Source organism: Verrucomicrobium sp. BvORR106 (genome assembly GCF_000739655.1).
Lineage (GTDB): Bacteria > Verrucomicrobiota > Verrucomicrobiia > Verrucomicrobiales > Verrucomicrobiaceae > Verrucomicrobium.
Map to the genome: position 1 here is coordinate 1 of NZ_BATR01000191.1, position 16,240 is coordinate 16,240.

13 protein-coding genes are annotated in these 16,240 nt (G+C 61.3%); 9 read left to right on the top strand and 4 right to left on the bottom strand.

Annotated features, from left to right (window positions below):
- Positions 1–552: 552 nt before the first annotated feature.
- On the bottom strand, positions 553–963 hold the full coding sequence (locus BV106_RS34060; protein WP_038172592.1) for a c-type cytochrome domain-containing protein: 411 nt from the start codon (positions 961–963) through the stop codon (positions 553–555).
- Positions 964–1,114: 151 nt separating this feature from the next.
- Here BV106_RS34060 and BV106_RS34065 point away from each other — a divergent pair, with 151 nt between their 5' ends.
- The 4 genes from BV106_RS34065 (at position 1,115) to BV106_RS34080 (ending at position 5,671) form a co-directional block, all read left to right on the top strand.
- Positions 1,115–2,095 (top strand): hypothetical protein, encoded by a 981-nt coding sequence (locus tag BV106_RS34065; protein ID WP_038172594.1) that lies wholly within the window; start codon positions 1,115–1,117, stop codon positions 2,093–2,095.
- Between the two features lie 54 nt (positions 2,096–2,149).
- Positions 2,150–3,199: a TIGR02597 family protein gene (locus BV106_RS34070; RefSeq protein WP_038172596.1), complete on the top strand. Its 1,050-nt coding sequence runs from the start codon at positions 2,150–2,152 to the stop codon at positions 3,197–3,199.
- Positions 3,200–3,620: 421 nt separating this feature from the next.
- A complete protein-coding gene (locus BV106_RS34075; protein WP_038172599.1) occupies positions 3,621–4,163 on the top strand; it encodes a sigma-70 family RNA polymerase sigma factor in 543 nt (180 codons plus the stop codon).
- An 11-nt stretch (positions 4,164–4,174) separates the two neighbouring features.
- Positions 4,175–5,671, top strand: coding sequence for a DNRLRE domain-containing protein (locus BV106_RS34080; protein WP_265596366.1), 1,497 nt, complete (start codon positions 4,175–4,177; stop codon positions 5,669–5,671).
- Positions 5,672–5,833: 162 nt separating this feature from the next.
- Here BV106_RS34080 and BV106_RS34085 read toward each other — a convergent pair whose 3' ends face one another.
- Positions 5,834–6,724, bottom strand: coding sequence for an AraC family transcriptional regulator (locus BV106_RS34085; protein ID WP_038172603.1), 891 nt, complete (start codon positions 6,722–6,724; stop codon positions 5,834–5,836).
- Positions 6,725–6,919: 195 nt separating this feature from the next.
- Between BV106_RS34085 and BV106_RS34090 the strand changes: the two genes are divergently transcribed.
- From BV106_RS34090 to BV106_RS34105, 4 genes are read left to right on the top strand one after another with little or no spacing between them, the layout of a single operon-like run.
- Complete coding sequence (locus BV106_RS34090) at positions 6,920–7,963, top strand: TIM barrel protein (protein WP_038172606.1); 1,044 nt, start codon at positions 6,920–6,922, stop codon at positions 7,961–7,963.
- 57 nt (positions 7,964–8,020) lie between these two features.
- Positions 8,021–8,848, top strand: coding sequence for an aldolase (locus tag BV106_RS34095; RefSeq protein ID WP_038172608.1), 828 nt, complete (start codon positions 8,021–8,023; stop codon positions 8,846–8,848).
- 20 nt (positions 8,849–8,868) lie between these two features.
- Positions 8,869–10,002, top strand: coding sequence for a Gfo/Idh/MocA family oxidoreductase (locus BV106_RS34100; RefSeq protein WP_038172611.1), 1,134 nt, complete (start codon positions 8,869–8,871; stop codon positions 10,000–10,002).
- Positions 9,999–11,006, top strand: coding sequence for a carbohydrate kinase family protein (locus BV106_RS34105; RefSeq protein WP_038172613.1), 1,008 nt, complete (start codon positions 9,999–10,001; stop codon positions 11,004–11,006). Before BV106_RS34100 ends, BV106_RS34105 begins: the two co-directional genes overlap by 4 nt.
- Before the next feature lie 626 nt (positions 11,007–11,632).
- Here BV106_RS34105 and BV106_RS34110 read toward each other — a convergent pair.
- Complete coding sequence (locus tag BV106_RS34110) at positions 11,633–13,279, bottom strand: NfeD family protein (RefSeq protein WP_038172615.1); 1,647 nt, start codon at positions 13,277–13,279, stop codon at positions 11,633–11,635.
- Between the two features lie 489 nt (positions 13,280–13,768).
- Positions 13,769–14,809 carry a c-type cytochrome domain-containing protein gene (locus BV106_RS34120; RefSeq protein ID WP_038172619.1) on the bottom strand — a complete coding sequence of 347 codons (1,041 nt, stop codon included), beginning with the start codon at positions 14,807–14,809 and terminating at the stop codon, positions 13,769–13,771.
- Between the two features lie 53 nt (positions 14,810–14,862).
- Here BV106_RS34120 and BV106_RS34125 point away from each other — a divergent pair, with 53 nt between their 5' ends.
- On the top strand, positions 14,863–16,185 hold the full coding sequence (locus tag BV106_RS34125; protein WP_081892558.1) for a glucose-1-phosphate adenylyltransferase: 1,323 nt from the start codon (positions 14,863–14,865) through the stop codon (positions 16,183–16,185).
- The last annotated feature ends 55 nt before the right edge of the window (positions 16,186–16,240 follow it).

Consider the following 16,240-nt stretch of genomic DNA (forward strand, 5'->3'; position numbering starts at 1 on the left):
GCGGCATAGCGAGACGGCGCTTCAACAGTTTACCGATTTGCAAGCCGTTAAGGTTACCTCGAACCTACGAGAACCAAGAGCCGATGGAACCCGGAGGGTTCACCATGCGTAGCCACGGGTCGACCGAGTGGAGCGAGGGCTACCCGTGGTTGGCAACGGTTCACCTTCTACCGCGGAGCGGTAGGCCCATCGTATTGCGCACCCCAGACGCCAATCCCGCGATGCATCCCCTCCGTCGTTTGGCCGCTCTAGGACTACCGCTCCGCGGTAGAATTCCCAGGCCAGTCTTCCATGGGTAGTCCTCGCTCCGCTCGGCCGGCCCATGGCTACTCATGGCGAACCCTTCGGGTTCATGAGATAACGCGCGCAAGGGAACCAAGAACCAAGAACCAAGAACCAAGAACCAAGAACCAAGAACCAAGAACCAAGAACCAAGAACCAAGAACCAAGAACCAAGAACCAAGAACCAAGAACCAAGAACCAAGAACCAAGAACCAAGAACCAAGAACCAAGAACCAAGAACCAAGAACCAAGAACCAAGAACCAAGAACCCTACCCTCCCATCGCCCCCACCCACTTCTTCAGCATCTCGATCTGCTCCTCGTCGAGCTTCCCGTCAGGTGGCATCTGGAGGTCGGCGTCTTCGTAGCAGATGGCGGCGATCAGGTTCGATCCTTCCACATCCCCTGGCACCACAGCAGGCCCGCTGTCGCCGCCTTCCATCATGGCTTTGAGCGTGTCCAGCCGGAGGTTGGCCTTCTGCTTTTCCGGTCCGTGGCATTTCACGCAGTGGGTATCCAGCAGCGGGCGGACCTTTTTCACATACACCGGATCTTCCTCAGGGTTCGAGGCATGCACAAGACCCGGGCCCAATGCCAGGATCAGCAGGGTGAAAGCATGCACAACCCCTGCGGCACGACCGCGAGATATCAGGAACCGTGGGTGAACAAAGTGCCGCAACATGGGTGGAAAGAGGCGTGTGATTGTGAGATTGAAACTCGTGTCGCAACAAGCTCAGACTGATCATCCTCCGTAACGCAATTGATGTCAATTCGACATAATTTGAGCCGTCTCGACAGTTTCTTTGAGGGCTGCTAATACTCGGGGAATTTCCATGAAATTCCACCCTCTCCTCCTCGTCGCAAGTGTCCTCCCCTTCGTCCCAGGAGCGTGGGGGCAAACGACTGAAACCGCCTCAAGCGATTTGGCAGGGCATTACCAAATCACGGTCAGGTCGAACTCCTCAAAGGTGGTGGGAACGAGCTTCGTCCGCCCCTCAGTGGCAGCGGGTCATCTGGAGACCACCAGTGCGAACACCCTGGAAGACACAGATGCCGACTTCACGGCCACGTTGTCTCCCGGTGTGGCATACTGGGTGGAGATCACCAGCGGGGGCAACAAGGGCCTGGCCAGCATCGTGAGTTCCTTCACGCAGCATGGGTTGGTCACAGAGGATGACCTGTCCGCTTTCATCAGTGCCGGGGACACCTATGCCGTGCGCCCCGCCCACACCATCGCGAGCCTGTTCGGCACCACCAACTCCGCGGGCCTTCGCGCGGGAACCAGTGCGACCAACGCCGACAGGGTGGAGGTGCCGGATGGGCAGGGTGGCCTGGCCGTGGTGTACTACAACAACACCGCTCCTGCAGGGTGGCGCACCAGCACCACGGGCACGGACGACGCGTCGAACCTCCCGGTTTATCACGTGGACGCGCTCAACATCACCCGCAACGCCAATTCCAACCTGAAACTCGTCTTCGCCGGGTCACTCCGCAAGAACCCTACCTACTACGGGATTCTGCCGGGGCTGAACTATGTGAACGTGAACTACCCGGTGGGCTCCACGCTGGGGAACAGCACTCTGCAAACGCAGGTGAAGCAGGGCGACAGCACCACGGGAGACCTGGTATGGATCCCCAACAGCGCCACAGGCTACAAGAAGTACTACTGCAATGCCGGTGTCTGGCGCCTAGTTAGCGGAAACAACGCCGATAGAGGCACCGTCGCACTTACGCCGGGCATCATCATTGAGCGACGGGATGCCGCCACCAACCTGCAAATCCCTCCCAACGCCGCCCTCTACGGCGGGCTCTAGGAAATTCAGCTTCCTTCCGTCTTCCACCCCGCACAACCTCCAACCACCGCCCTCATGAAATCCCTGAGCCTTGTGTCCTCCCGCCCCGTTGTCCCCACCGTCATGGGCATGGCCCTCATAACTTGCCTGCTCCCGATCTTCCCCGGAGCCCGGGCTCAGGCGCAGGAGGTGACCACTGCCCAGTCCAATCTGGCCGGCTTTCACAAGGTGACGGTCCGGGCGCTGTCCTCCCGGCTTCTGGGCGTCAGCTTTGTGCGACCCACGGCCGTCGCGGGCCATCTGGAAAGTACCGCCGCCAACACCCTGACGGACACGGACGTGGACTTCACCACCGCACTCACAGCAGGCACGGAGTACTGGGTGGAGATCACCAGCGGTGCCCACCAGGGCATGGCCTCCAGCGTGACAGGCTTCGCGGCAAACTCGGTCACCACGGAGGATGACCTCTCCCTCTACAGCGCGGCAGGCGACACCTATGCCATCCGGCCGCTGCACACGATCGCCAGCCTCTTTGGAGCCACCAACTCGGCTGGGCTCCGCACAGGCAATAGCGCCAGCAGTGCGGATACCATTGTCATCCCCGATGGCCAGGGCGGCACGCAGACCATTTATTACAGCACCTCCAGTCCGGCGGGCTGGCGCAACGCCGCCACAGGCACCGCCGATGCCTCCGCCACCCCGGTGTATCATGTCGATGCCATCACCATCACCCGCCGCTGGCTGACGAATCTGAACCTCACCTTTGCGGGTGAACTCCGGACACGTCCCACGCATTATGTCGTCCAGCCCGGGCAGAATTCTGTGAGCGTGAACCAACCAGTGAGCGTCACCCTGGCCAACAGCACGCTGCAAGATCAGGTGCGCCAGGGCGACAGCACCACCGCCGATCTAGTCTGGATCCCCAATACCACGACCACCGGTTACAAGAAGTACTACTACACCCCAGAGGCCCCGCCCCTCACGGCAGGCTGGAAACTGGTGGGCGGAGACAACACCGATCGCGGCACCATCCCCCTGGGCACCGGCATCGTGATCGAGCGCCGCGATCCCGCCACGGCGACGATGAAAATTGTGCCCGATCCCGCAGTGTACGGCGGGCTTTGAGTGGTGGAGTGCAATGACGTTGATCGTCGAGGTCCCGCAGTGATCCTCCGGCCACGCTCGGCGGTTGTGCTTAAGGCACAAACCGCCGCTCCTTGGGAGCTGCTGTATGGACATTCGCCCGTGCGGGGCTGGGAACCCCCGCCTCCTTTTGCAAGGCCTCACCACTCCGTGCCTTGGTCTGGGAACACGCATTCTCCCACTCCTCCGACCAACCCATTCCGATGCCAATCTGCGCTACCGCTACTCCCCATCCCAGCGTAGCGTCTCAACCAGGCGAAGCCGTCTCAACCAGCAGCCGCCCAGGCGGCAGCGTCTCAACCAGCAACGCGTCTCAACTTTTCTGTCCAACTTCCCCCTCCTCGCGACCTAGTTCAGGTGATAGTCTTCCCAGACATCGCCCCTTTCACCTCCCTGGATCCGCATGGAGTCCGCCGACCGCACGACCGAATTTCTCACCCTGCTCACCCAGCACGATCGTGCGCTGGGGGTGTATGTGTACAGTCTGGTGCCTCTGGCGGCAGATGCGGACGACATTCTGCAGCAGACCAAAATGGTCATGTGGCGGAGTTTCTCCCAGTTTGAACTGGGCACGAATTTCCTCGCATGGGCCCGGAAGGTGGCCTTTCACCAGATCCTGACCTACCGGCGGGAAAAGAAGAAAGAGCACCTCCCGCTGGAAGATGACGTCCTGGAGGCCATCGGCCACGAGGTGGAGAAGCTGGCCACCGATGGTGGAGATCACCGTCGTGAAGCCCTGCAGGCCTGCCTGCACAAGCTGCCCAAGGAACACCGACAGCTCATCCTGCTCCGCTACTATGAGGATCTGGAGGTGGATCAGGTGGCCAGTCGCATCCAAAGCACCCCGGGTGCCGTGTACCGTGCCCTGAGCCGGGTGCGTATGGCCCTGCTGGACTGTGTGGCCCGGCAGATGCAACCACATGCCAACGAGGGGGTAGCCCCATGAATGATCAACCGATGACCGACTCCGAACGCTGGCACCTTCTCGAGCTCTGCGAAAGAAGCCTGAACGCCAGTCTGACGCCCGTGGAGAAAGAGGAACTCAACGTGCGACTGCGCACTGATGCGGAAGCACGACGCTTGTTCGCCGCAGCCCTTCAACAGCATGCGGAGCTGAAGTTTGACACCCATCTGCTCAAGCAACTCGCGGGTGAATCCCCCCCAGCAGCCACCAGGACCTCCCCCGTCCGGAGCATCGTCTCCCGTACCCCCTGGCTGCCTTCCGCGCTCGCGGCGGCCGCAGGCATCGCCGTGCTCGGCGTCGTGGGAGCCGTCTGGAACTGGCAGCTCACCCCGCGCCCCGGTGAGACGCCCAGCCTGACCGTGGCTACGGTCATCAAGGCCCGCGATTGCAAATGGGCCGGCAGCACCCTGCCCACGGCCGAAGGATCTCGCGTAGCCGCCGGCACCCTCGAACTCGCCGAGGGCCTGGCCACGCTCAAGTTCGACAGCGGTGCCGAAATCGTCATGGAGGCCCCGGCCACGCTGGAGATCGTGGACGCCAAGGCGTGCCGCTTGGTCAGAGGCACCCTCATGGCCGATGTGCCCCCCAGTGCCATCGGCTTCGTGGTGGACACGCCCGATGCCAAGGTGGTGGACTACGGCACCCGTTTCGGCGTCAGCGCCGGCGAGGACGGCAAGTACCTGGTAAAGGTGCTGGACGGCCTGGTGGAAGTGAACCCCAAAGCCACTGGCGAAGCGAAGCAATTGCGCGGCGGCCAGAGCGTGGACACCGGCATCCGCCGCAGCCAGCTCACGCCTACTCCCAACCCCTCCACTGTGGAGCTGGAGTCTCGTCGCTGGCAGCCCAACATCATTTTGGATGCGGGTGGTGGCTGGCAGATCGTTTCCACCGCCTACGGCCGTGGCAAGGACACCTACATCCAGGGCAACCCTAAATCGAAGAATTTCGGCAAGGACCCGTACTTCCGCGTGAAGCGCAGCAGCTTCTCCCCGGAGCTGGATCGGAAAGGCTACGTGTGCTTCGACCTCGGCAAGTTCAAGGATGACCTCAAGGAAGATGCCGAGTTGGTGTTGAGTATCGAACCCAGCGACCTCGGCTTCGCCAGCCTGGTGCCGGACAGCACCTTCGCCGTGTACGGGCTCACCGATGAGTCGGAGGACAACTGGAACGAGAACTCGCTTACGTGGAAGGAAGCCCCCGCCCACAATGTCTCCACCGCGGAAGATCAACACCATCTCCCGGATCTGAAAAAATCCAGCCTGCTCGGGCGCTTCCAGATCGCCCAGGGGGTCAGCCGCGGAACCCGCTCCATCAAGGGCGAGGCGCTCGTGAAGTTCCTGCAGAGCGATACGAATGGACTGGTGACCTTCATCATCTGCCGTGAAACGGACGAGTCCGCCCGCGACGGCATGGCTCACGCCTTTGCCACCAAAGAAAGCGGCAGCAACACCCCGCCCCTCCTGCGGGTGAAGGTGAAGGATGTGGAGTAGCGCCCAAGTCACCTGAGTTGTAGAGCGAGTGCCCCGCTTGCCCCACGTCGCCGCTTGGCGACTGCACCGAGCACCCCCGCAAGCCGAAATCATCGCCTCCCAACAACTCACCCCCAACACCTTGTCGCACTGACGCACTGCCCACTGACGCACTGGCCTCCCCTACTTCCTCCTCTTCCGCCACTCCGTGGGGCTGCACTTGTACACCCGCTTGAAGATCCGGTTGAAGAACGAGATCTGCGAGAACCCGCATTCGCCGGAGATCTCCAGCACGCTGCGATCACTCTCTACCAGCTCGCGGCAGGCGGCCTGAAGGCGCAGGCGGTTCAGGAACTCACTGAAGGTCCGGCCGGAGTGCTTCTTGAACTGCCGGGCAAAGGTGGGCCGGCTCAGATTGGTCAGCTCCAGCACCTCTTCCAGTCGCACCTCCTGGCGGAAGTTGGCAATCAGATGACGGACCGCATCGCGGATGGCCTGTTGATAGTGCGACTCCATCGGCAGGGCAAAAGAACGCACAGAAAGAAAGGTCCGGTCCTGCTCCGGGGCTCGTGAAAGGAGCGCCAGCAACTTCAACAACAGCGCCAGCCGTTCCACGCCATCGGCGGTCGTGAGTTCCTGTAACAGTACGGCCGCCGCTCCAGCGCTGCGCCCACTGAAGCGGAGCCCGCGACCAGCTTTCTTGAACAGCCCGGCCAGCTTGAGGGTTTCAGGAAACGCCCAGAACGGGTGACTCTCCGGGAAGTGCCACTGCACCGAGACGCCCGACGAGGCCTCCTTCGTGTGCCAGTAGTGCGGCAGCTTTCCCCCCAGCAACACCAGATCCCCTCCGGCGAAACCGCCGATGTGATCCCCGACAAAACGCATCCCTGCCCCGCTGGTGAAGAGGGTCAGCTCCATCTCCGTGTGGTAGTGCCAGTGCGTGCCTTCGCCCGCGATCTTTTGCGCCTTGCCCGGGGCCAGCACGCACTCCACCTCCCTGAGGTTCCGCGACCAGCGGATGACCCGGAAGGACTGGCCGGGCGGGAAGTCGATTTTCTCTCGGAGGGCCTGCATAATGGGTGAGGAAAGCAGAAACTGGGCGGAGCGGGGCGGAGCCTCCCATAGACAGCCCCCACCCGTCACAATTCCACCGTTTCATGTCACTTCCATCCGTGAATGACGGTGTACAGCAGGAAAATTGAGACAATAGTCGCAGCCCCTGAGTCTGGGAGCGTAGCGCCCGCCTCCAGACCCGGCCATCCTCCCGGCATGAGCAATCCCACCCAGTACCGCTTCTCCTTCGGCCCTTGGAACATCAGCGAAGGTTCGGACCCCTTTGGCGTTGATGTCCGCAGCCCCTTCCCGCACGAGGAAAAATACGCCCTCTACCGCCCGCTGGGTTTTGAAGGGGTGCAGTTCCACGATGACGACGTGGTCCCGGGAATGGACAGCCTGAGCCCGGACCAGATCTCTGCCAAGGCGGCTGAGGTGAAGACCATCCTGGCCAACCAGGGGCTGACCCCGGAGTTTGTCGCGCCCCGCCTTTGGTTCGCGGAACAAACCACCGATGGGGCCTACACGTCCAACAGCGCCAGCGACCGCGCCTATGCCTGGGACCGCACGAAGAAGTGCATCGACATCGCCCGGGCCATTGATTGCAAGGCGGTCGTCCTCTGGCTCGCTCGTGAGGGCTCCTACATCCGCGAGTCCAAGGACGCCCGCCTGGCCTACCAGCGCCTGCTGGAGACGGTGAACGCCATGCTGGACTACGACAAGGAAATCGAGATCTGGATCGAGCCCAAGCCGAATGAGCCCACGGACCAGGCTTATGTCCCCACCATCGGCCATGCCGTTGCGCTTTCCTATGCCTCCAGCGATCCGAAGCGGGTCAAGGGCCTGATCGAGAGCGCCCATGCCCTCCTGGCGGGTCTGGACCCCAGCGATGAGATGGCTTTCGCCCTCTCCCACGACAAGCTGGCCAGCGTGCACCTGAACGACCAGAACGGTCTCAAGTACGACCAGGACAAGAACTTCGGTGGGGCCAACCTGCGCGCTGCGTTCAACCAAGTGCGCGTGCTGGAGGAGGCTGGCTACGGTCAGCGCGGCGAATTTATCGGCCTGGATGTGAAGGCCATCCGCACCCAGCGCGGCTGCCCGGTGACCGACCACCTTAAGAACAGCCGCGAGATCTTCCTCCACCTGGTGGACAAGGTCCGCTCACTCGACAACGGCCTCGTCCAACAATACCGCGACGGCCGTGATTATGAGGCCCTGGAACTTTACATCTTGAAGCACCTCATGGGTATCAAGTAAGACCAGAGCCACCGCCTGTCCCGTCCAAAGCCCCCTTCCGTTTTCCCAACCTGCTCCATGAAACAATACCGCCTCAATCGCCTCTTCAACGCCAAGTCCAACCGCTGTTTCGATGTCGCCGTGGATCACGGCTTTTTCAACCAGCCCGGCTTCCTTCAGGGCATTGAAGACATGCGCACGGTGGTGAAGACCCTCGTGGATGCAGCGCCGGATGCGATCCAGCTCACGCTGGGGCAGGCCCGCCACCTGCAGGAGATCCCCGGCCGCCACAAGCCCTCCCTCGTGCTGCGCACAGATGTGGCCAACATCTACGGCAAAGAGCTGCCCGAGACCCGGTTCAGTCTGATGATTGAGGAAACCATGCTCCAGGCCGTGCGTTATGATGCAGCCTGCGTCTGCGTGAACCTCTTCCAGATCCCCGGTGCCCCGGAAGTGCATGCCGAGTGCGTGGAGAACATCCTGCGCCTCAAGCCCCAGGCGGACTACTACGGCATCCCCATGATGGTGGAGCCGCTCGTATTCCAGCCCAACTCCGTGGCCGGCGGCTACATGGTGGACGGCGACCTCACGCAGATCATGTACCTGGTGCGCCAGGCCGTTGAACTCGGAGCAGACATCATCAAAGCGGACCCCACCGACGATGTGAGCGTGTACCACAAGGTGGTGGAGACCGCGGGCGGCATCCCCGTGCTGGTGCGTGGCGGCGGCCGCGTGAGTGACCGCGACATCCTCGTGCGCACGCAGGGCCTCCTTGAGCAAGGGGCATCCGGCATTGTATATGGTCGCAATGTGATCCAGCACCCGAATCCCAAAGGCATCACCCAGGCCCTCATGGCCATGGTGCATGATGGGGCCAGTGTTGACGAAGCCCTGGCCAAGATCTAACGCCCCGCCCGCTGCACCGCATGAAAGACATCAGAATTGGCATCATTGGCGGCGGCCTCATGGGCCGGGAAATGGCCAGCGCCTTCGCGCGCTGGTGTGCCCTCACGGACGTGAGCGTACGCCCCGTGCTCACCGCCGTGGCGGACCTCAATCCGGCCACGCTGTCCTGGTTTGACATCATCCCCTCCTGCACGCTGCGCACAGGGGACTACAAGGAGCTGCTCGCGAGCCCTGACGTGGATGTCGTCTATGTGGCCGTGCCGCATCATCTCCACGAACCCATCTATCTCGATGTGCTGGCCGCCGGGAAGGACCTCTTTGCCGAGAAACCCTTCGGCATCGATCTCGCTTCCGCCAAGCGCATTCTGGAAGGCGTTCGCACGAGCGGCCGCTTTGTCCGTTGCAGCTCCGAGATGCCCTTCTTCCCCGGTGCCCAACGGGCACTCAGTCTGGCGGGCAGCGGCACCTTGGGCCGTGTGCTTGAAGTCGTTTCCGGCTTTCATCACAGCAGCGACCTGGATCCGAACAAGGCAGCCAACTGGAAGCGCATGAACCAGTTCTGCGGCGAAGGCGGCGCTCTCAACGATCTGGGCATGCATGCCTGCCACCTGCCGCTGCGCCTCGGCTGGAATCCCACCCGCATCTTTGCCCAATTGCAAAAGGGCTACCCCCAACGCCCTGATGGCAAGGGAGGACTTGCTGTCTGCGACACTTGGGACAACGCCCTGCTTCACACCTGGACCACGATTGGCGAAAACGAAGTGCCGCTGCGCCTGGAGATGAAGCGTCTCGCCCCAGGGGCGACGAACACCTGGTTCATTGAAATACTGGGCACCGAGGGCGGCGTCCGCTTCAGCACGGCCGAGCCCAAGACCCTCTGGGTCTTTGAGCGGGGCAAGGAGCAGTGGTGGAAGAAGACCGAACTCGGCTTCGGCACGCCCTTCAAGGCCGTCACCGGTGGCATCTTTGAGCCCGGCTTCCCCGACGTCATCCAGCAGATGTGGGCCGCCTATCTCATGGAGCGGGAAGGCCTGCTTGAAGGCCGGTTTGGCTGCGCTACGCCGGAGGAAGCCGTGGCCACGCACGAGATCTTTGCCGCCGCCCTGGAATCCCAGCGCACCAGCACCGTCGTCCCTATCCCCGGTCTGTCATGAGTTCCTCACGCAGCGGCCTGCTGGCGGGCGGGAACTTCATTGTGGACCACGTGAAGATCATCGACGCCTATCCGGATCAGGACATGCTCGCCAGCATCCTGGGCCAGACCCAGGCCAATGGCGGTGGTCCGTACAACGTGCTCAAGGACCTTGCCGCCATGGGGGCCACCTTCCCCCTGGCCGCCGCCGGCATGGTGGGCGAGGACGACAACGGACGCTGGATCCGCGAGGACTGCCGGGTTCATGGTATCAACACCGACCAGCTCCACGCTACGAAGGAGCGCGCCACTTCCTACACCGATGCCATGACCGTGGCTGGCACGGGACGGCGCACGTTCTTCCACCAGCGCGGGGCCAATGCCCTCTTCAATGTAGCGCATGTGGACTTCCGCAACAGCTCTGCCCGAATCTTTCATCTAGGCTACCTGATGCTGCTGGACACCCTGGATTCCTTTGCCCCGGATGGCCGCACGCACGCCTCCCACCTGCTGGAGAAAGCCGTGGCCGCCGGCCTCGAGACCAGCGTGGACATGGTCAGCACGGAGCATCCTCAGTTCAGGGAAATTGCCCTGAGCGCCCTGCCCTACACCCATCACCTCATGCTCAATGAAGTGGAGGCCGCCCGCGTCCTGCACCGGAGCATTCCAGCGGATCAGCCGGAGGCGCTGCTGAGTGCTGCCTCGGACCTTCTGGGCCTGGGCGTGCGTCAATCGGTGACCGTTCATACGGAGCATGGATGCGCCTCGGTCACCGTCGCCGGGGAAAAGCTTCACCAGCCCTCTCTGCTCATCCCTGCGGGCTACAGCAAGGGAGCCACCGGTGCTGGCGATGCCTTTGCCGCCGGTCTGCTCTACGGGCTGCATGAGCAGCTTTCCCTGGCCGAGCGCCTGCAACTGGCCGTCTGCACCGCAGCGGCATCGCTGGCCGATCCCACACCTTCCGCTGGGCTACGCCCGGTGTCCGAGTGCCTGGCCCTGGCCGCTGAGTTCGGGTTTAGGAAATAGACCGGGGTGGCATTGGAATGGCATTTGGCCGTCGGGAGCCATCTGAAGGTCCAAGCACACGTCTCCGTGGTCTTATGTCGGGGGTTGTTTGCAACTTCAGGCCTACCGCTCCGCGGTAGAAAGCCCCCGGACGTTTCCATGGGTTGCACTCGCTACGCTCGTTTCACCCGTGGCTACTCATGGCGAACCCTCCGGGTTCAGGAATGCACGCAGCGATTGCCGAAAATGGAACGACATCTGCAATTGCATGCACCACCGTCATGCTGCCCCTGACACCCATGCCAGGAACCCGGAGGGTTCGCCATGAATAGCCATGGGCCGGCCGAGCTCAGCGAGGACTGCCCACGGTCATTTCCCGCTTGCCATCTACCACGGAGTGGTAGGCCCATCGCGTTGCCCACCCCTGGCACCCGCCAAACACTTTGGGAGCCCCAGCATCTACACAACGCTTTCAGCGTTGAAAGCTTCTCTCATCACACCCACCGTAGACTCGCTTGAAGCTCGTCAACGGTGGGCTGTGCTCCGCATCCCCTACAGGGATCAACTTCGAACAGATCATTCTTGAAGCCCGAATGGCCGGATGCCCGACCATTCAGAAATCACAGATCCAAATTCGAAAATCCCCCTCACGCCTTCTGGACAATGATCCGGGTGCCCGTCACGGACTTCACCTTCACAGGCGTTCCAGGGGCGATGTAGTCCCCTTCCACCATCGCTTCGATCGTGGTTTCACCAAAGTCCACATGCCCATACGGACGCATGGCGCTGCGGGTGGTGCCGGAGGCTCCCACCGGCACCGTGGAGGCGCGGCTCTGGCCATGGCCTTCAATGGAATCCTGCTCGCCACCCACGGCCGCCTGCAGGATCAGCCTCTGGAACGGACCTGCGGACGGGAAGTAGCGCATGAAGATGATGATCAAGGCCAGCGCTCCGGTGAAGGCCAGGCCCAGATTGCGCAGGGCCACGACATAGTCCTCGAACCGCACCGGGAAGGTGCCGCCCTCGGGCACATTCACATCCCAGCCGGACATCGTGTAGATGATGGATCCAATCACCAGGACCAATCCCACCAATCCAAACATGAGGTGCCCGGGAAAGACGAACAGCTCCACGATCAGGAAGAGCACACCGATAAAGAAGATGAAGACCGTCTCGTATCCCACCAGGCTGCCCGCCACATAGTGCCCAAAGAAGAACAAGCCAAATGCGGTCGCGGAAATAATTCCTGGAATGCCAAACCCAGGATGCTGCATTTCCAGATAGCCGCCGGCGATTCCCACGAGGAGCAGGATGGCGGCGTACTTCGTGATCAGGATGGCCACCAGCTCAAACCCTTTGGGCTCGGCCTTGATGATCGGGCCTTTGAAGCCTTCCTGCTTCACCAACTCATCCAGGTTGCGCACAATGGCCTTGGCCAGGAGCGGCTTCCCGTCGTAGGTCTTGGTGGCTTCCTGCTGGTCCAGCGTGAGGATGCGTCCCTTCGGGCAGATCTCCACACCGGAAACCTTCAAACCCACATCCTTGTCGATCATGGCCTCGATGATCTCTGGATTGTGCCCCTTGCTCTTCACGGCGGTGCGCGCCATGGCCATGAAGGCGGAGTTCATCTTGGCACGCTCCGCATCGTCCATTTTCTCGCCGCCGCCTGAGACCGGAGTTGCTGCGCCGATGCTGCTCGCGGGGCTCATATACACAGCGTCCGTGGCCATCGCGATGATGGCCCCGGCAGAAAGCGCACGGGGATTCACAAACGCCACGCTGCGAGGCGTCAATTCCTGAAGGTCTTTCATGACCACGGTGGTGGTGTGCCACGCCAGGCCTCCGGGAGTGTCCAGATCAAACACCACCGCCTCGGCACCTTCATCCGTCGCCCGCTTCATGGTGCGGGACATGTACTCGAACCGCGCCGGGCTGATCAGATCCTCTTCACCAATAGGAATGACCACCACCTTGCCCGTGTACTCGCCTGTTTTAGTTGCTGGAGGCTTGATGCGGGGAGGCAACACAAAGTCCTGCATCTTGGGCAAAGGCTTGGCAGCCTCCGTGGCGGCGGGCGGTGAGTCAGCCGCTTCGGTTTTCTTGCCATCGACTGGTTCCGCAGGTTTGGCAGACTCCTTCGGAGCTTCATTCTTCGCCTCAGTCGAAGCTGGTGCTGCTGGCACCGGTGCCGGAGCGGGCGGCACCTCCTGCCCGGCGACCAGAAGGGTGCCAATCGTGGCCAGGATCGCAAAAAAAGCTGCCGGGAAGATGGGGAGTTGGCGGCGGGTTTTCATAGAGGAAGCTTCGACGGATACGAGATACGATCCTGCAACTCCGTCGAAACACAACCCCTCATCACGTCACACCGCCGCCGCCGCGCAGACGCGTCGGGGTTAAGGGGTGCCCCCGTTGTCACATGCGAGTGCTCTGACGCCAAGGGCGTCACACAAAGTAGCCCAGGGTCAGGCGAGGCACGAGCCGCCACCCTGGGTATGTAGGCAGTTGGATCAGAACTCCGAAGTGAGTTCTACAAACCGTGGCCGCATCCCTGATGTCCACCGCAAGCAAGACGGTCGTCTTCAGCTGATCTGAACCGTCTGTAGAACTCCCTTGGAGTTCCATCGCTATCCCATGAATACCCGGGGTGGCGACCGCTTCGCGGTCTGACCCCGGGCTATCTTGTATCACACCGTTGGCGTGGAGCTTCTGTCACGAAGACATGCGTCACCTTCACACTCAAGTCCAGCATTCCGCCAACCTGACGTCGATGCGCCGCCGCAGGACTACTTGTTGTTCTTCTTGCGTTTGCCCTGGTTGTCTTCTTGTGCAGCCCCTTCAGGAGCGGCGATGACGACGTTGTGAACAATCTCTGCCTGAGGCAGCGCCGCTTTGAGTTTGGCCACTCCAGCATCAGTCGCTTTGGTTTCCCAGAGGTAGATGTTCCGCAGGGTCTTGATGCCTGCCAGTGTTGCCAGGCTCGCATCGGTCACCTCGGTGCCGTAGAGGTTCACGTAGGTGAGATGCTTAAGGGCGCTCAGTTGCTCTACGCCTTTGTCGGTCACTTTGGTCTTGCGCAGATCCAGGCGGGTCAGACGGGGGAACTGCACCACCGCTTTCAATCCTGCATCCGTGACCGCCGTGCGAGCGAGGTCCAGGTGCACCACATTTTCTTTCAGCACCAGCAGGTTCTGAATGCTGGCGTCATCACAACGGCTCACTCCGGTGAGGAAGTCCACCCGCAGGAGCGGGCTGTTCACCATGAGCGGGCTCACTTGGGCACCGGCATCTTTGGCTTTCTTCAGTGCCTCGGTACTGGCAGGTTGCAGACCTTCCGCGAGCGCCTTGTAGAGAACATCGTGCTCCCTTTCTTTCTGCACCACCTTGGCTGCAGCAGGATCGACGGGCTTGCCGGCCACATTGCCTTCCCATCCCCCAAAGTCGCCCCCTTCTTCAATCCAGGTCTTGATCTTGGCCATCTCATCCGCCGTCACAGGATCACCCTTGGGGGGCATGAACATGTCATCATCCTTGGGCAAGGTCAGCACTTCATAAAGGTAGCTCTTGGCAACATCTTTGGGAACGAGTGCGGGGCGTTTGCTCTCGCCGCCTTTCAGGATGGCCCAGGCGGCATCCAGACGGAGTTCCGCCTTCGGTTTCACCAGCTTGCCGGCCTCTTCATGCGGCGCGCTGTGACACTTTAGACATTTCGTCTCCAAAATCGGAAGGATCTCCGACTTGAATTCGACCTTCGCAGAGAGCGTCACCGGGAGCGTGGCAGCGACCCACAGCACGATGGACCGACGGGTTATAGGAAGCTTTGTCATAGGGCGGCGAAGGAAACGCTTGCCCCATTGCCTTGTTTCAGGAAAATTCCTCCATGGCTGCCGCTGCTTCCTCCGTGAATCGCTTCGAAACTGAAGCCCTTCTGAATCGTCACACGTTGGGGATCATTATGGGTGGGGGGGCCGGTACACGACTCTTCCCGCTAACCAAGGACCGGGCCAAGCCTGCCGTCCCTCTTGCTGGCAAGTACCGCCTGGTGGACATCCCCATCAGCAACTGCATCAACAGCGGCGTACGCCAGGTGTACGTGCTGACGCAGTACAACAGCGCCTCCCTCAACCGCCACATCAGCCGGGCTTATAAGTTCGACCTTTTCAGCCACGGTTTTGTGGAGATTCTGGCAGCACAACAAACTCCAGAAGGCGAAGCCTGGTATCAGGGCACTGCAGACGCCGTCCGCCAAAACCTGCGCAACTTCACCCAGGGCAAGTACGAGTACTTCCTCATCCTCAGCGGTGACCAGTTGTATCGCATGGACTTCCGCAAAGTCCTGACCCGTCACCTGGAGAACAATGCCGACATCACCATCGCCACCATCCCCGTGGATGAGCGGCAGGCCAAGTCCTTCGGCATCATGCAGACGGACCCGGATGGCCGGATTCGGAACTTTGTTGAAAAACCGAAGGATCCTGAAGTGCTGCAGTCCCTGGCCATGCCAGCTGAAATCGTGCAGCAGCTGAAGCTGAGCGAAGACCAGCCTTACTACGAAGCCAGCATGGGGATTTACGTCTTCAACCGCGCGGCCCTGATTGCGGCTCTGGACAACGACTTCGTCGATTTCGGCAAGCACATCATCCCGCAGGCGATCAAGGACTACAAGGTCCTCAGCTATCCCTTCCAAGGGTATTGGGAAGACATCGGAACCATTCGCAGTTTCTTCGAAGCCAATCTGGACCTCTGCTCGGTGGTCCCCCAGTACGACTTCTTTGATTCGCAGGCACCGATCTTCACCCACGCCCGTTTCCTGCCCGCAACCAAGATCAACGGCGGCAGCATTCACCGTGCGTTGCTCTCAGACGGCTGCATTCTGTCCGAAGCCCGGATCGAAAACAGCATCCTCGGGGTCCGGACGGTCGTGGAGGCCGAGACCTCCATCAAAGACTGCATCATCATGGGAGCCGACTACTACGCCGGCGCTGTGAACTGCCCCATCAACCGCCCTGCCACCGGCATTGGCCGTCGCTGCAAGATCGAGCGGGCAATCATCGACAAAAACGTCCACATCGGAGATGGTGTGGTCATCACTCCCAAGGACAAGCCGGAAAACTTCGACCATCCGGAAGGTCTCTATTACATCCGCGACGGCATCGTGGTCATTCCCAAGGATGCCATCATTCCCGCAGGGATGTGGATTTGATCCAACTCTAAATCACCAAGGGGAGCCGGGTTGTACCGGCTCCCCTTTTTTGTGC

Excerpts from the sequence above, each read along its gene's own strand:
- BV106_RS34060 (WP_038172592.1), bottom strand. The coding sequence starts at position 963 with ATGTTGCGGCACTTTGTTCACCCACGGTTCCTGATATCTCGCGGTCGT.
- BV106_RS34065 (WP_038172594.1), top strand. The coding sequence starts at position 1,115 with ATGAAATTCCACCCTCTCCTCCTCGTCGCAAGTGTCCTCCCCTTCGTC.
- BV106_RS34070 (WP_038172596.1), top strand. The coding sequence starts at position 2,150 with ATGAAATCCCTGAGCCTTGTGTCCTCCCGCCCCGTTGTCCCCACCGTC.
- BV106_RS34075 (WP_038172599.1), top strand. The coding sequence starts at position 3,621 with ATGGAGTCCGCCGACCGCACGACCGAATTTCTCACCCTGCTCACCCAG.
- BV106_RS34080 (WP_265596366.1), top strand. The coding sequence starts at position 4,175 with ATGACCGACTCCGAACGCTGGCACCTTCTCGAGCTCTGCGAAAGAAGC.
- BV106_RS34085 (WP_038172603.1), bottom strand. The coding sequence starts at position 6,724 with ATGCAGGCCCTCCGAGAGAAAATCGACTTCCCGCCCGGCCAGTCCTTC.
- BV106_RS34090 (WP_038172606.1), top strand. The coding sequence starts at position 6,920 with ATGAGCAATCCCACCCAGTACCGCTTCTCCTTCGGCCCTTGGAACATC.
- BV106_RS34095 (WP_038172608.1), top strand. The coding sequence starts at position 8,021 with ATGAAACAATACCGCCTCAATCGCCTCTTCAACGCCAAGTCCAACCGC.
- BV106_RS34100 (WP_038172611.1), top strand. The coding sequence starts at position 8,869 with ATGAAAGACATCAGAATTGGCATCATTGGCGGCGGCCTCATGGGCCGG.
- BV106_RS34105 (WP_038172613.1), top strand. The coding sequence starts at position 9,999 with ATGAGTTCCTCACGCAGCGGCCTGCTGGCGGGCGGGAACTTCATTGTG.
- BV106_RS34110 (WP_038172615.1), bottom strand. The coding sequence starts at position 13,279 with ATGAAAACCCGCCGCCAACTCCCCATCTTCCCGGCAGCTTTTTTTGCG.
- BV106_RS34120 (WP_038172619.1), bottom strand. The coding sequence starts at position 14,809 with ATGACAAAGCTTCCTATAACCCGTCGGTCCATCGTGCTGTGGGTCGCT.
- BV106_RS34125 (WP_081892558.1), top strand. The coding sequence starts at position 14,863 with ATGGCTGCCGCTGCTTCCTCCGTGAATCGCTTCGAAACTGAAGCCCTT.